The sequence below is a fragment of the Pseudomonas sp. LB3P58 genome (assembly GCF_054897895.1).
Genome location: NZ_JBUBVE010000001.1, coordinates 1,296,875 through 1,310,475, shown reverse-complemented (window position 1 = coordinate 1,310,475; position 13,601 = coordinate 1,296,875). Strand labels below are relative to the sequence as shown.

Genomic DNA, 13,601 nt, shown 5'->3' with positions numbered 1-13,601 from the left:
TCCTTGAAGTCGGTCGGGGCTCAGAGGCGTTCGATGATGGTGGCAATGCCCATGCCGCCGCCGACACACAACGTCGCGAGGCCATAGCGCAGGTGCCGGGTTTCCAGTTCATCGAGCAGCGTGCCGAGGATCGCGCAGCCGGTGGCGCCCAGCGGGTGGCCCATGGCGATGGAGCCGCCGTTGACGTTGACCTTGTCCGGGTCGATCGCCATGTCCTTAATGAATTTCAACACCACCGAGGCGAACGCTTCGTTGACTTCGAACAAGTCGATGTCTTCAACCCGCAACCCGGCTTTGGCCAGAGCCTTGCGGGTGGCCGGCGCGGGGCCGGTGAGCATGATGGTCGGGTCGGTGCTGGTGACGGCGGTGGCGACGATTCGCGCCCGCGGTTGTAAACCCAGTGTTCGGCCCTTGGCTTCGGAGCCGATCAGCATCAGCGCCGCGCCATCGACGATCCCGGAACTGTTACCCGCCGTGTGCACGTGGTTGATCCGCTCAACATGGCTGAAGACCCGAAGTGCGGTGGCATCAAAGCCCATTTGCCCGATCATTTCGAAGCTCGGCTTGAGCTGGCCCAAGCCTTCCATGGTCGATCCGGCGCGAATGAATTCATCGTGATCGAGCAAGATGATGCCGTTCTGGTCCTGCACCGGCACCAGCGATTTGTTGAACGAACCGTCGGCCCTTGCCCGCGCAGCCTTTTGCTGGGAGTGCAGCGCATAGGCATCGACGTCCTGACGGCTGAAGCCTTCAATCGTGGCAATCAGGTCAGCGCCCACGCCTTGAGGGGCGAAATGGCTGTGAAAACTGGTTTCCGGGTCCTGTGCCCAGGCGCCGCCATCGCTGCCCATCGGCACACGGGACATGGACTCGACACCGCCGACCACCACCAGGTCTTCGAAGCCGGAACGCACTTTCATCGCGCCGAGGTTCACCGCCTCCAACCCCGAGGCGCAGAAGCGGTTGATCTGCAAACCCGCCACGCTGACGTCCCAATCCGCCACCTGGGTCGCGGTTTTGGCGATGTCGGAACCTTGGTCGCCGATGGGCGTCACGCAGCCCAGTACCACGTCGTCGACCTGACTGGTATCGAGAGACGTGCGCTGTTGCAGCGCCGTGAGCAGCCCGGCCACCAGGTTCACCGGTTTGACGCTGTGCAAGGCGCCATTGGCCTTGCCTTTGCCGCGGGGCGTGCGTAATGCGTCGAAAATAAAAGCTTGGGTCATGACGTTCTCGAACCTGAGCGGGGAGTAAATGCAGAGTCCCCACCTTAGGCCGAGCGGCCCCGGATTCAATGACCGCAGTGCTCACTGATGTTGACGGTCACGCTCAGACGGACGGTAGGCAACCACCGAATTAACCGATTCAGGACACCAAGCTGTCTAGCAAACGGGCGCCCAAGAAGCTGGCATTAGGCCTCATGTCTTTTTAAGAGCAATTTATGTGAAGTCCATACGAAATGGATCTAAACCAAGCGTGACGTGGGCTCTAAGGTGAACTTGTACGAAGTTGTCGTCGGGTTTTGCCGAGGCGCTCGTCAAACAGGAAGTGCAACGCTCTGCCGTCATGGAGAAATGCAGGCAGGCATCAGGAAATAACAATAAAGGCGGTCAAGCCATGTTCAAACAATCGAAAGTACGTCAAGCCGGGCTCATTCTTTTCGCCACTACGCTGTTGTTGATTTTGCCGAACCTGACCAAGGTGATCGGCTAGTCGGTCAATAAAAAATACGGCGCCAGGTTTTATATCGCCCTCTAAAAATGTGACGGGTTCGCTACCCGGGCCAGCGTGGGTGTGCCAACCTTTGGGACACTTCCACGACATGGACGGCGATCATTTGAAAACGCTCATTTTGTTCGGGGCCTTGCTGCTCAGCACGCCTCTGTCTGCCGCACAGCTGAACCTTGAGCTCGGCGCGAGCAGTCGCACCTGGCAAACCGAGGAGTTGCTCAAGCATCCTCAGGCTCAGACCATCACCATCAGCAACGACGTTTCCTACAAACGGGACATGAGCTATCGCGCTGTTCCCGTGGCTGCGTTGTTGACTGGCATCAAGCCTGAAGACCATTTACAGGCGGTAGCCCTGGACGGTTTTGCCGCAGAACTGTCGGCTGCGCCATTGCTTAATACCCAGGGTGCGCGCGCATGGTTGGCGATTGAAGAACCCGCTAAGCCGTGGCCACCGCTGTCGGAAGGCAAACCCGGCGCCGGGCCGTTCTATCTGGTCTGGACCGATCCGCAGGCGGGCGACATCAGCCCCGAGCAATGGCCTTTTCAAGTGGCGAGCATCAAGCGCATGGCACCGGTGGCCGAGCGCTTCCCTGCCCTGCTGCCCGATCCGGCGTTGAAGGCTGACGACCCGGTGAACAAGGGCTTTGCGCTGTTTCAGAAGAATTGCCTGGCGTGTCATCGATTGAACGGCGCCGGGGATGCGCAGTTTGGGCCGGACCTGAATATTCCGTTTAACCCAACCGAGTACTTCGGCGCGGATTTCCTCAAGCGCTACATTCGTGATCCGCAGAGCTTGCGCCAGTGGCCTCAGGCGAAGATGCCCGGGTTCTCGGCGACGGTGCTGCCGGACGGGGATCTGGAGAGGTTGGTGGGATATTTGAAGCACATGGCTGGGCGAAAAGTTAAGCCCTGACACCGCCCCCCTGTGGGAGCGAGCCTGCTCGCGATGGCGCCTGTTCAGTCAGAACTGCAGCGACTGACACACCGCTATCGCGAGCAGGCTCGCTCCCACAGGGGATTTGTGGTGTTCCGGTTTATTGCTGCTGGACGGAGATAACCGGGGTCGGTGACACAAACACCTTCGCATGCATCTGCTCGCAACCACCGCCACGTCGCATGCCACGCACCGGGCAGGCGTCCAGGTAATCCAGGCCCACCGCCAGTTTCAGATGACGCTCAGGCCGCGCCAATTCATTGGTCACGTCAAAGCTGTACCAGGCGTCATCGAGCCAGGCTTCCGCCCAGGCGTGACTGGCCAGGTGTTCGCTGTTCTCGCTGTACAAATAACCCGACACATAACGCGACGGAATGCCAAGGCTGCGAGCGCAGGCGAGAAAGGCGTGGGTGTGATCCTGGCAGACGCCCGAACGCCCGGCGAAAGCTTGAGCGGCGCTGGTGTCCACTTCGGTGGAGCCCGGCGTGTAGGTCATGTGCTGGTTCAGGCCATGCATCAAGTCGATCAGCGCCGTGCGATCCCGGCGTTGCTTGCACTCCTTCTCGGCGAACGCACGAAGGGCTTCGTCGGCTTCGGTCAGGCGCGTGAAACGCAGGAACGGCAGCGCCGACTGGCTTTCATGCTCCGCCTCGCGTAATTCGTCGATGTCCACCTGGCCCCGGGCGCCAATGATGATCGCCTCGTGGGGCTCGTCCATGGTCAACACGTGCAGGATATTGCCGAACGGATCGAGTTGCGCGCGCACCGGGCGCGGCAAGTCGAGCTGCCAGCTGAGCACGTGCTGACGCTCGCTGTCGTGGGGTGTCAGTCGCAGGTACTGGATGCTCGCCCGCACCTGATCTTCGTAGTGATAGGTGGTCTCGTGGCTAATGGAAAGTCTCATGCAGCCTCCAGGTAGGAACTGTGTATGGCGTTACCCAACTGGCGCACCAGCGGGATGAACTCGGTCAGCCAGGCGTGCAGGCCTTCGTCGAGAATTTCGGTGATGCCGGTGTAGCGCAGGCGTGCGTCCATTTCCGCTGCCAGGCGTTGCGCGGGACGGCCGTTGGCCCCCGGCAGCTGGGCAAGGATCTGGTCGATTTCTTCGGTGCAGGCGCGCAATGAACGCGGCACGTCAGCGCGCAGCAACAGCAACTCAGCCACATGCCGGGCGCCGGGTGCGTCGCGGTAGATCTCGGTGTAGGCCTCGAACGAGGACAACGCCCTTAGTAAAGCGCTCCACTGGTAATAGGCGTGAGCGGTGCCATCGCTGACCGCCTCTGCCTGATCGCCAGCCATTTCGTAGCGGGCATCCAGCAGGCGCAACGTGTTGTCGGCCCTTTCGATAAACGTCCCCAGACGAATAAAGCGGAACGCATCGTTACGCATGATCGTGCCGTAGGACGCGCCGCGGAACAGGTGGGAACGCTCCTTGATCCACTCGCAGAAACGGCTCATGCCGTAGCGACTCAAGCCCTGATCGGCAATCCCGCGGATTTCCAGCCAGGTGGCATTGATGTTTTCCCACATGTCGGCGGTGATTCGCCCACGCACCGCATGGGCACTGGCCCGCGCGGCGCCGAGGCAGCTGTAGATGCTCGCCGGGTTGGCCGCGTCCAGGGCGAAGAAATGCAGCAGCCGTTCAGCATGCAAATCGCCGTGGCGCTCCAGGTAATCGTCCAGGGTGCCGGTGATCAGCAACGGCATGGCGAGTTCATGCAGGCCGTCACCACGGCCATCCTGTGGCATCAGCGACAGCGAATAACTGATGTCGAGCATCCGTGCGAGGTTTTCAGCCCGCTCCAGGTAACGCGACATCCAATACAAATCCGAGGCAGTTCTACTTAACATGGCAGGCTTCCTTCAATCCTCGACCACCCAGGTGTCCTTGGTTCCACCGCCCTGGGATGAATTCACCACCAGAGAGCCTTCGCGCAGGGCAACACGGGTCAAACCGCCGGGCACAACCCGGGTTTCGCGGCCAGACAATACAAACGGACGCAGGTCGATGTGGCGTGGAGCGATGCCGTTTTCGACAAAGGTCGGACAGGTCGACAGGGACAACGTCGGTTGCGCGATGTACGCATGGGGCTTGGCTTTGATCCGCGCGCGGAATGACTCGATTTCCGCCGCCGTCGCCGCCGGCCCGACCAGCATTCCGTAACCGCCGGAGCCCTGGGTTTCCTTGACCACCAGTTCCGGAAGATTGGCCAGTACGTGGGACAGTTCAGAGGGATTGCGGCACTGGAACGTCGGCACGTTCTTCAGAATCGGCTCTTCATCCAGGTAGAAACGGATCATGTCCGTGACGAATGGATAGACCGATTTGTCGTCCGCGACCCCGGTGCCGATGGCATTCGCCAACACGACGTTGCCAGAGCGGTACGACGACAGCAGCCCTGGAACACCAAGCATCGAGTCCGGGTTGAACGCCAGCGGATCGAGGAACGCATCGTCGAGGCGACGGTAGATCACGTCGACGGCTTTCGGCCCGTCCGTGGTGCGCATGAACACCTTGTCATCCCGCACGAACAGGTCCGCGCCTTCCACCAGCTCAACGCCCATTTCCCGCGCCAGAAACGCATGTTCAAAGAACGCGCTGTTGAAACGACCCGGCGTCAGTACCACTACGCTCGGGTTATCAATCGGGCTGGAGCTTTTCAGGGTGTCGAGCAACAGGTTCGGATAGTGGTCGATAGGGGCAATGCGCTGGGCCGCGAACAACTCGGGGAACAACCGCATCATCATCTTGCGGTCTTCCAGCATGTAGCTGACGCCGCTCGGCGTACGAAGATTGTCTTCAAGCACGTAGTACGTGCCGTCGCCATCGCGCACCAGATCGACCCCGGAGATGTGGGAATAGATATCGCGGTGCAAATCCAGCCCTTGCATCGCCAACTGGTATTGCTCGTTGGCCAGCACTTGCTCGGCTGGAATGATGCCGGCCTTGATAATGCGCTGCTCGTGATAGAGGTCGGCGAGGAACATGTTCAACGCCTTGACCCGCTGAATGCAGCCGCGCTCGACAACTCGCCATTCACTGGCGGGGATGCTGCGGGGAATGGTGTCGAAGGGAATCAGGCGCTCTGTCCCTTGCTCATCACCATAGAGCGTGAATGTAATCCCGGCGCGATGAAATAACAGATCGGCCTCGCGTCGCCGTTGTGCCAAAAGCTCGTCAGGCGTTTCGGCCAGCCAACGGGCAAACTCCCGATAATGCGGGCGGACCTGGCCACCGGCATCGTACATCTCATCAAAATAGGTGCGGATCATGCCGTACTCCTTGTCACCCGGACATCTGGGCTTCGCAAAGCCCGTGCCATCGGCATAAACGCTTTGATATCAATCAGTTGGATAATCGCACTGCACGCACCGCACCAATCCTGTGCGGTAAATGCCCCCACCTGATCGCCCCCGCTTCATTGCGAAGCAATGTTGTCGCCTATCACCAGCATAGCCAGAGTTGATTTCACTGCCCGGGAGTCGATGCGGATAATCCGCGCATTCGCTGAAAATCTTGATGAACTTCCCTTTAGCCGCCTGTTTAGGCGGCTTTTTTTTGCGCTTTTGAAACGTTATGAATCAAAAACACGATTTCCAAACCCCACAAACGAAAACGGCCAACCCTGAGGTCAGCCGTTGCTGAGTGTTGTCACTGTTCATAAGTTATGCGAGTCGCCCTCGTACCTCCTGCTTCACGCCCCATCCTTCGATGATGCCGCCCAAAGGCTCGACCACCGCCTCGAAATCCTGCTCAAAATCGCCGATACCGTCATAAGTGGCGTACATCACTTTGCTCAGTTCCAGGTACCACGCGCCGTCGTCGCGCACGCTGATTTGTGCATTCAAGGATTCACCACAGTAATGCCCTGCCGCCCTGCGTGCCCGCTCCTCGTCCGGGAAAATGGCGTAGAACTCGATGGGATGGAATCGTGAAAAGTCGAAACCGCCTTCTTTCATGCGGCGCAAGACGCTGGTGCTGATGTCTTCTTGATAGGCTGTGCTCATGAAACGTCCCCCTCAGACTGATGGATAGACTTTCCGTATTCCCGGCACTCGCAACCGAATGGGGCGAGCAATGCGGCAACAACGTTGCCGGTGGGAAGCAAGCATGTAGCTGACAAGACCAGACCTTAGCGATCCGTTCGCTGATCTCGATTGCAGAGTAGCCTCAAGATAGAGCCGCTGCCAAGGCCTGGTTAGGAATGTGACAGGAGATGTTCAGATTGGCGTGATGCTGAGGATTTCAATGCTGCACTGGGTCTTCAGACTTTTGACAGTCGGATCATCGACGCGCCCTTCCAGATCGTTGAGGTCCAGTTCGGCAGCCACAGGCAGACGCCGGGCGCGGATGAGCTTCGCGGCTTGCTCGTTGTCCGGGCATTCATCGCTCTCGAACACCTCGTCAACTTTTTCACCGTGATCATCAACGAAAGTGACTTTCCACTTTTGCATCAGGTGCCTCCTCGATAAAACCCATGGATGGGCTTACATGTATCTCGACATTCTTCCCCGGCCAATCGTTCAACCGGACCTTCTACATCTATAAGTGAAGCATGAAAAAAGGGCCGTCTCCGGTGTGTTTTCACACAACCTGAGAGGGCCCTTTCTGGCTTGCTCGATATCAGTCGTTGCTAGGCTTGTTCACAGCCTGCAGGACGTATTGCGGCAAGGCGAACGCGCCGATGTGGATTTCCGGATTGTAGTAGCGGGTGATGATGCCGCTGCCGGCGAAGCGCTGCTGCAGGGTTTCACGGGACAATTTGCGATAGGCGGTATTGGTCGCGCCCCAGGCGAAGGTCATGGCGCCGCCGATGTAGGTCGGCACGGCCGCCTGATAGAAGTGCCAGTCAGGGAACAGGCTACGCAGACGCCCGGCGGTGGTTTTGACTTCTTCGATTTGCATGAACGGTGTGCCGTTCTGGGTCACCAGGATGCCGCCTTCGTTCAGGCAGCGACGGCAGGCCTGGTAGAAGTTTTCCGAGAACAGCACTTCGCCCGGGCCGATCGGGTCGGTGGAGTCGGAAATGATCACGTCGAATTTTTCGGTGGTGGTGGCGACGAAACGCATACCGTCGTCGATCACCAGGTTCAGGCGTGGGTCAGCGAACGCACCCTTGGAGTGGTTCGGCAGGAATTCCTTGCACATGTCGACCACGGTGCCGTCGATCTCGACCATGGTGATGTGCTCGATACTGCGGTGCTTGGCCACTTCACGCAGCATGCCGCCGTCGCCGCCACCGATGATCAGCACGCGCTTGGCGGTGCCATGCGCCAGGATCGGCACGTGGGTCAACATCTCGTGGTAGATGAATTCGTCGGCTTCGGTGGTCTGGATCACGCCGTCCAGCGCCATGACGCGGCCCATGCGCGGGTTTTCGAAAATCACCAGGTGTTGGTGTTCGGTGCGCACTTCGTGCAGCAGTTTTTCCATGCGAAAACGCTGGCCGTAGCCTTCGTAGAGGGTTTCCAGGTATTCGCTGGTCGGGGTGTTGCTCATGGGAAGTGCTCCGATGAATGCGGGTGGCAAGGCGCGAAGTCTACGTTGCGGGACATGACAGGTCGAACCTTCGTCTGTCGGCTAGGCATAGAACAGGCTCGCTCCCACAGGGGAAAGGTGTCGGCTTTGGGTGCGTATTCAGATTCGGACGTTGCCTCGTGGCCCGGCAATGGCCCAGATGATCAGGCCCAGCACCGGCAGCAGCAGGATCAGCAGCACCCAGATGATTTTCATCCCTGTGTCGGCACCACTTTTGAGCACGTTGATGATTGCCCAGATATCCAGGGCAAGAATAATCAGGCCAATCAGACCGTTGAACGTGGAACCCATGGTGTCGCTCCCTAAGAGTGGTTTGCACTCTTAGGATAGCCGGGCCTTGCGAGGGTTCCGTTTTTTAAACGTGGACGGCGATTTTGAGGGCTTCCAGCGAGGGTGCGGCAGCGATGCCGACTTTGGCGCACAACTCGAGTACGCGCGGCACGTCGTTGCCGTAGACCAGCACCACTTGCAGTTCGTCGTCGAGCAACTGACTGAAGTTCATCAGCGTGTAACCGCCGTTTTCCTTGTTCATGCTGCCCATCTGCACCTGAATGCGATTGAGCGCGGTCAGGGCTTCAGTCTTGGCCAGTTGCTTGGGTTTGATATTGAAATCAACGCCGGGGCCGAACGAGGAAACGATCTGGGCGAACAGGTCCACATAGGTGTCGGCCTGAAACAGCACGGTCTCCGGCAAACTGCCGACGACGACCCACTCGCCCAGCGGAATCGGAAACGTTTCGTCGTAGTTGATATCCGGATTGGCCGTCAGAAAAGTCTCGGGATCGGCGTAGGCCTGGGCCGCTTCGTCTGCGATTTTCAGGATTTCGTCATCGCTCATGCACCCGGAGCTTATTTTGCTGATGAGTTCGACGAGTGCGGCTTTCATGGGGCGGAATCCTGTAGCGAGGGAAATTTGAAGGCGCGAAGGATAGCGCATTACGTCCCGCAATTCCTGTGCGCGAGCATGGCCGGGATTGTTGACCCACATCAAGATCCAGCCCCCTGAGTAGCGGCACAATACTGGCACCTTGCCGAAACTGTTTCCGCTATCAGAGAAGACCTCCATGGGTGCCTGGCTTAGCAATATCTCGCTGAAATACAAATTCTGGGCGGTCAACGCCGTCGCCTTCGTCACCACTTTGCTGCTGGTGTTGTACGCCGTACAGCTCGAACAACAGGCCCGCAGCCATGCTTATCAGGCATCGGCACAAGCCCAGGCGCGACTGCTCAACGCCTGGCCCGCCGGGCAACCGCTCCCCAAAGCCGATAACGTGCTGACCTTCAGTCGCGGGCAGGCACCGTTGCTGAACGGGCAGCCGGTAATGAAACTGGCCGATACCAACGGTTGGGTCGAAATCAATGCCATGCCGCTGTTCGGCAACAATCCGTTGATGGGCGCTGAAGTGTTTACGCGCACGGATGGCAACCAGGTCGCAGTGATTGCCCATGGCCCGAGCCTGACCCAGGTCTTTGGCGAGCGTTTTCCCAACTATGCGGTGGCGGTGGCAATCCTGATGCTGGCGATGCTCGGCGCTTCACAATTGTTGATCCGCTTCCTGCTCAGCCAGCTCAATACGCTGAAGGACGTGATGCTCCACGTCGAGAAAACCGGTGACCTGTCGGCCCGTGTGCCGCTGGCCTGCACGGATGAAGTCGGGCAGATGGCCAATGCCTTCAACGCCATGCAAGCCGGTTACCAGCGGGTGGTCAACACCGTCGCCAGCACCGCCCGGCAACTGGATGTCGGCGCGGCGCGGCTGGCGTCGAGCATGAACGAAGTGCGTCACGGCATGCTTGGCCAGCAAAGCGAAACCGATCAGGCCGCCACGGCAATCAACGAAATGACCGCCACGGTCTATCACATTGCCCAGCACGCCGGCGCCACCCGCGACCTCTCGCAAACCGCCGACACCCTGGCCGGCAGCGGGCAGGAAGTGGTCAGTCGGGTGCAGAAGTCGATTGCCGGCCTGTCCAGCGGAGTGCAGCAGACTGCCGAGATGATTCAGCGTCTGGCCGAGGACAGTCAGAAAATCAACGGCGTGGTCAGTGTGATTCACAGCATCGCCGAGCAGACCAATCTGCTGGCGCTGAACGCAGCGATTGAAGCGGCCCGTGCCGGTGAAATGGGTCGCGGTTTTGCGGTGGTTGCCGATGAAGTGCGTAACCTGGCCAAACGTGTCCAGACCTCCACTGACGAGATCACAATCATGGTTTCCGCGTTGCAGGCCGGGACTCGGGACGCGGTGGATTTCATGCAGGAAAGTTCGTTCAAGGCCGACGATTGCGTGCAGCAGGCTCAGGAGGCCGGCGAAGCCTTGGCGGAAATCACCAGCGCCGTGGCACAGATGCGTGAAAGCAACACGCAGATCGCCGTGGCGGCCGAGCAGCAGAGCCACGTGGCGGAAGAGATGAACCGGGCGGTCGTGAGCATTCGGGATGTGACCGAGAACACCGTGCAGCAGACCGTGGTTTCGGCGACTACCAGCAATGAGCTGGCGGCGTTGGCCGGGGAATTGAGCAAGGCTATCGGTCAGCTCAAGCTTTGACGGCCCCTTCGCGAGCAAGTCGGATCGCCGCACCGCCGCTCCCACATTTGATCGCATTCCAATGTGGGAGCGAGCTTGCTCGCGAAGGCGTCAGCTCAATCAACATCAATTCCAAACATGACACCTATCACTCCGATAGCCAGCCTTGATTCGCCGACTGGTTTGCCCCGGCCTATCCTTTGTTCAAGAGCCTCAACGAACCAAGGATTACCATCATGGGCAAACGTCACCCCAACCTTCCCGCCTGGCAATGGCGAGCGTACCCGAACAATCACCAGCACCCGACCAATCTGGTGCTGCACCTGATTGCCGTGCCGCTGTTCATCGTGGCATTTCTGCTGATTGTCTCGGGAGTGTTCAGTCTGAGTTTCGCGAATGTCGCGATTGGCGTCATCGGCCTGTTCGCCGCCCTCGGCCTGCAACGCCACGGTCACAGCCTGGAGGCGCAAGCCTCCGAGCCGTTCAGCGATCGCAAAGATGCCGTGTCGCGCTTGTTGGTCGAGCAGTTTCTGACGTTCCCACGGTTCTTCCTGAGCGGCGGCTGGTGGCGCGCCTGGCGTGAGCGCCACCGCCGTCACTGATCAGGCGAAAATCGTCACCGTCTGCCGGCTCATGGCAATCAACTGACCGTCGGCGTTCCACAATTTCGCGGCGGCATGACCGTAGCCGTCAGCGGCATGCTCGATCTCGACGAGGTATTTGCACCAGTCCAGCGTGCTCAGTTCCAGCAACGGCTGGACGAATTCAATGGTCCAGGTCAGCGTGCTGCCCATCGCCGGTTTTTTCAGGTGCGGCAACAGCGCCGGTGGCCAGGCGTCGACCAGCGCCAGGATATGCGACTCGCTGACCGCCTCTTCCTTCACGTCCCCGCGCAAGCGAACCCAACCGCCCATCTCGCGGGATTTGTTGCCGGTGAACGGCAGACCGCCGACACTCCAGCGCATCGCCAGATGCCGCATGAACTCTGGAGTCACGCCTTTGACGTAAGGCAGTTCCTGGCAGTCGTCCCAGTGCTTCATCTCGGGTGCCGGATCGGCGATCACCGCCACTTCCGACGGTCGCGAGGCGCCGAAGCTGCCCTGGACCAATGTCACCACCTGGCCCTTCTGCATCGCCCGGCCCAGCACCTGGCTGACAGCCTTCCCTTCGCGCAACACATCGACTTCAAAGCTGACTGGCACTTCAGGCTCGACCGGACCGACAAAGGTGATCGCCAACGAGCGCACCGGACGATCCGCCGGGACCTTCGCGCGCATGGCTTCGTACTGCAAGGCAGCCACCAGGCCACCGAAACTGGCACGCCCCTGAGCCCATTCGGCCGGGATAGACAGCTCCAGCGGCTGGCTGCGGACAGCGTCGAGCAGATCGGAAAAGCGCATGGAAACCTCGGTGCGGGAAAAGGATGAAGGGATCTTAACCAGCCCGCGAGGATGGCACAGCGCTTATTCCGGCCAAAAGCACTGACAGATGAGCCGCACTCGATACGAACACTCATTCAATGTTCAACACCGCTCCCACATTTGATATGCGGTGGTTTCAGGATTTGAAACAGGCAGCGCTGAGTTTGTCGAGGACCCGGTCGGCGCGGCCTTCGGCCTTGGCCATGGCGGTTTTCCAGGCCGCGACGCAGGGCTGCAAATCGGCTTCCTGTTCGGCCCTGGCCAGCCATTGCCAGCAATCGTGCCAATCGCCCAAGGCAACTTGCGCGGACTTCAAGCGCGGCATCGCGGCTTTCGGCAATCGATCCAGCTCGGGATAGGCTTCGATGCCATAGCGCACGCGCTTGATCAGCAGGCGCAAACGGTGGCGATCATGCGCCGGATCGTGCAGGGCCTGATCGAGTTTCTTCCATTGTTTGGCTAAACGTTTTTCGATGCGCGGGCGCAAGCCCTTGAGCAAGCCCTGACGCTGGGAGGCCCGCAGAAAACGCGGAAAGGCGTCGAGGATCATCAGCAACTGCGCCACTTCAGGACTCGTCGCGACGGCCGGGTAAGCCTCGGCCATTTGCGCCATACGCCGATGGGCAGCCTCGGTTTGCTCATGCTCGAGCAGGTACGCCGCCAGCACTTCGCGATCGCGCAACGGCGTGGTCAGGTCGCCGACCCGGGACGCCGCTGCTTCCAGCTGTTCGACCCCGGGCAAGCCGCGCAATGGCCGCAGCAAACTGCGCAAACGGCGAACCGTGGTGCGCAGATCGTGCAGCGCTTCAGGGTCGGTGCGGGCACTCAGGCGTGCCTGACAGGCCAGCAAACGGACTTCCAAGCCCAGGACATGAGCCACCAACCGGTTAATCATGGGGTTACTCCGTAAACAGCTGCAAGCCGCCAGCCGAAATCCGGGGCGACCGACTTATTGCTTGCAGCTTAGAGCTTAGAGCGGCTTTCAGCGCCCCGCGCGAGATTCACGAATATAAAAACGCGCCTTCTCGGCTTTCTTGGCGCAACCTTCGAACGCTTCGAATTGCTGCTGGGTCTTGGCACCGGTCAGCAGCGACAGGGCCTTGGAATAGCTGACAGTTCCGGCAAAACCTTCGGCCTTGGCCAGATCCAGTTCATGCCACGCGGCATCGATCCCGCTACCGCAGCTGTCACGGTAAGCGGTTTTGCCGGCGCAACCGGCGAGTGCCAGGGCAATCAAAGGCACACAGATCCAGGCTTTCATTATTCACACCTCAAAGATAGGTAAACAGTCGTGCAGTTAAGACGGTCTGGCGCGTGAAAAGTGCCTTGGCCCCGCCTCGGAAACTAAAGTGCTCGCGAGAATACCCATCTGCTGCCAAAGAGTGTCGAAAAAACGACGCCCTCGCCTCGCGGAACGACCTTAGCGATTGAAGCGCGCCCCTCGATGGGTG

At 59.6% G+C, this 13,601-nt stretch carries 15 protein-coding genes; 3 read left to right on the top strand and 12 right to left on the bottom strand.

The features are described 5' to 3' along the window. Positions 1-20: 20 nt before the first annotated feature. The gene (locus tag ACYZTZ_RS06125) at positions 21-1,226 is read right to left on the bottom strand and encodes an acetyl-CoA C-acetyltransferase (RefSeq protein WP_461997537.1); all 1,206 of its coding nucleotides are present in this window, start codon (positions 1,224-1,226) and stop codon (positions 21-23) included. Between the two features lie 596 nt (positions 1,227-1,822). Here ACYZTZ_RS06125 and ACYZTZ_RS06120 point away from each other — a divergent pair. Further along, a complete protein-coding gene (locus ACYZTZ_RS06120) occupies positions 1,823-2,644 on the top strand; it encodes a c-type cytochrome (RefSeq protein WP_056744155.1) in 822 nt (273 codons plus the stop codon). Between the two features lie 121 nt (positions 2,645-2,765). Here the strand turns inward: ACYZTZ_RS06120 and ACYZTZ_RS06115 are convergent, their stop codons facing one another. From ACYZTZ_RS06115 to ACYZTZ_RS06080, 8 genes are all read right to left on the bottom strand, one after another. Then, the gene (locus ACYZTZ_RS06115) at positions 2,766-3,569 is read right to left on the bottom strand and encodes a transglutaminase family protein (RefSeq protein WP_056744153.1); all 804 of its coding nucleotides are present in this window, start codon (positions 3,567-3,569) and stop codon (positions 2,766-2,768) included. Then, the gene (locus ACYZTZ_RS06110; protein WP_033055742.1) at positions 3,566-4,516 is read right to left on the bottom strand and encodes an alpha-E domain-containing protein; all 951 of its coding nucleotides are present in this window, start codon (positions 4,514-4,516) and stop codon (positions 3,566-3,568) included. Before ACYZTZ_RS06110 ends, ACYZTZ_RS06115 begins: the two co-directional genes overlap by 4 nt. A 12-nt stretch (positions 4,517-4,528) precedes the next feature. Beyond that, a complete protein-coding gene (locus tag ACYZTZ_RS06105; RefSeq protein ID WP_046047935.1) occupies positions 4,529-5,938 on the bottom strand; it encodes a circularly permuted type 2 ATP-grasp protein in 1,410 nt (469 codons plus the stop codon). A gap of 393 nt (positions 5,939-6,331) precedes the next feature. Further along, entirely contained in the window at positions 6,332-6,673 is a 342-nt protein-coding gene (locus tag ACYZTZ_RS06100; protein WP_008148805.1) for a ribonuclease E inhibitor RraB, read from the bottom strand. A gap of 213 nt (positions 6,674-6,886) precedes the next feature. Then, positions 6,887-7,120, bottom strand: coding sequence for a hypothetical protein (locus tag ACYZTZ_RS06095; RefSeq protein ID WP_461997536.1), 234 nt, complete (start codon positions 7,118-7,120; stop codon positions 6,887-6,889). A gap of 169 nt (positions 7,121-7,289) precedes the next feature. Beyond that, a complete protein-coding gene (gene speE, locus ACYZTZ_RS06090; protein ID WP_056744151.1) occupies positions 7,290-8,165 on the bottom strand; it encodes a polyamine aminopropyltransferase in 876 nt (291 codons plus the stop codon). Positions 8,166-8,303: 138 nt separating this feature from the next. Continuing rightward, positions 8,304-8,495, bottom strand: coding sequence for a PLDc N-terminal domain-containing protein (locus ACYZTZ_RS06085; RefSeq protein WP_008148797.1), 192 nt, complete (start codon positions 8,493-8,495; stop codon positions 8,304-8,306). A gap of 64 nt (positions 8,496-8,559) precedes the next feature. After that, positions 8,560-9,090: a hypothetical protein gene (locus ACYZTZ_RS06080; RefSeq protein ID WP_461997535.1), complete on the bottom strand. Its 531-nt coding sequence runs from the start codon at positions 9,088-9,090 to the stop codon at positions 8,560-8,562. A 178-nt stretch (positions 9,091-9,268) separates the two neighbouring features. On the opposite strand from ACYZTZ_RS06080, the gene ACYZTZ_RS06075 reads away from it, so the two are divergent. Both ACYZTZ_RS06075 and ACYZTZ_RS06070 read left to right on the top strand, forming a co-directional pair. Further along, on the top strand, positions 9,269-10,750 hold the full coding sequence (locus tag ACYZTZ_RS06075) for a methyl-accepting chemotaxis protein (RefSeq protein WP_461997534.1): 1,482 nt from the start codon (positions 9,269-9,271) through the stop codon (positions 10,748-10,750). A gap of 215 nt (positions 10,751-10,965) precedes the next feature. Next, entirely contained in the window at positions 10,966-11,331 is a 366-nt protein-coding gene (locus tag ACYZTZ_RS06070; RefSeq protein WP_461997533.1) for a terminase, read from the top strand. On the opposite strand, the gene ACYZTZ_RS06065 is transcribed toward ACYZTZ_RS06070, so the two are convergent. The 3 genes from ACYZTZ_RS06065 to ACYZTZ_RS06055 form a co-directional block, all read right to left on the bottom strand. After that, entirely contained in the window at positions 11,332-12,129 is a 798-nt protein-coding gene (locus ACYZTZ_RS06065; RefSeq protein WP_461997532.1) for an acyl-CoA thioesterase, read from the bottom strand. Between the two features lie 157 nt (positions 12,130-12,286). Continuing rightward, positions 12,287-13,045, bottom strand: coding sequence for a CHAD domain-containing protein (locus tag ACYZTZ_RS06060; protein ID WP_461997531.1), 759 nt, complete (start codon positions 13,043-13,045; stop codon positions 12,287-12,289). 87 nt (positions 13,046-13,132) lie between these two features. Next, on the bottom strand, positions 13,133-13,411 hold the full coding sequence (locus ACYZTZ_RS06055) for a hypothetical protein (RefSeq protein WP_056744143.1): 279 nt from the start codon (positions 13,409-13,411) through the stop codon (positions 13,133-13,135). Positions 13,412-13,601: the final 190 nt, after the last annotated feature.

Coding starts and splice junctions, on each gene's coding strand:
- ACYZTZ_RS06110 (WP_033055742.1), bottom strand. CDS start 4,516: ATGTTAAGTAGAACTGCCTCGGATTTGTATTGGATGTCGCGTTACCTG.
- ACYZTZ_RS06075 (WP_461997534.1), top strand. CDS start 9,269: ATGGGTGCCTGGCTTAGCAATATCTCGCTGAAATACAAATTCTGGGCG.
- ACYZTZ_RS06080 (WP_461997535.1), bottom strand. CDS start 9,090: ATGAAAGCCGCACTCGTCGAACTCATCAGCAAAATAAGCTCCGGGTGC.
- ACYZTZ_RS06105 (WP_046047935.1), bottom strand. CDS start 5,938: ATGATCCGCACCTATTTTGATGAGATGTACGATGCCGGTGGCCAGGTC.
- ACYZTZ_RS06085 (WP_008148797.1), bottom strand. CDS start 8,495: ATGGGTTCCACGTTCAACGGTCTGATTGGCCTGATTATTCTTGCCCTG.
- ACYZTZ_RS06060 (WP_461997531.1), bottom strand. CDS start 13,045: ATGATTAACCGGTTGGTGGCTCATGTCCTGGGCTTGGAAGTCCGTTTG.
- ACYZTZ_RS06100 (WP_008148805.1), bottom strand. CDS start 6,673: ATGAGCACAGCCTATCAAGAAGACATCAGCACCAGCGTCTTGCGCCGC.
- ACYZTZ_RS06125 (WP_461997537.1), bottom strand. CDS start 1,226: ATGACCCAAGCTTTTATTTTCGACGCATTACGCACGCCCCGCGGCAAA.
- ACYZTZ_RS06115 (WP_056744153.1), bottom strand. CDS start 3,569: ATGAGACTTTCCATTAGCCACGAGACCACCTATCACTACGAAGATCAG.
- ACYZTZ_RS06095 (WP_461997536.1), bottom strand. CDS start 7,120: ATGCAAAAGTGGAAAGTCACTTTCGTTGATGATCACGGTGAAAAAGTT.
- ACYZTZ_RS06065 (WP_461997532.1), bottom strand. CDS start 12,129: ATGCGCTTTTCCGATCTGCTCGACGCTGTCCGCAGCCAGCCGCTGGAG.
- ACYZTZ_RS06055 (WP_056744143.1), bottom strand. CDS start 13,411: ATGAAAGCCTGGATCTGTGTGCCTTTGATTGCCCTGGCACTCGCCGGT.
- ACYZTZ_RS06120 (WP_056744155.1), top strand. CDS start 1,823: ATGGACGGCGATCATTTGAAAACGCTCATTTTGTTCGGGGCCTTGCTG.
- ACYZTZ_RS06070 (WP_461997533.1), top strand. CDS start 10,966: ATGGGCAAACGTCACCCCAACCTTCCCGCCTGGCAATGGCGAGCGTAC.
- speE (WP_056744151.1), bottom strand. CDS start 8,165: ATGAGCAACACCCCGACCAGCGAATACCTGGAAACCCTCTACGAAGGC.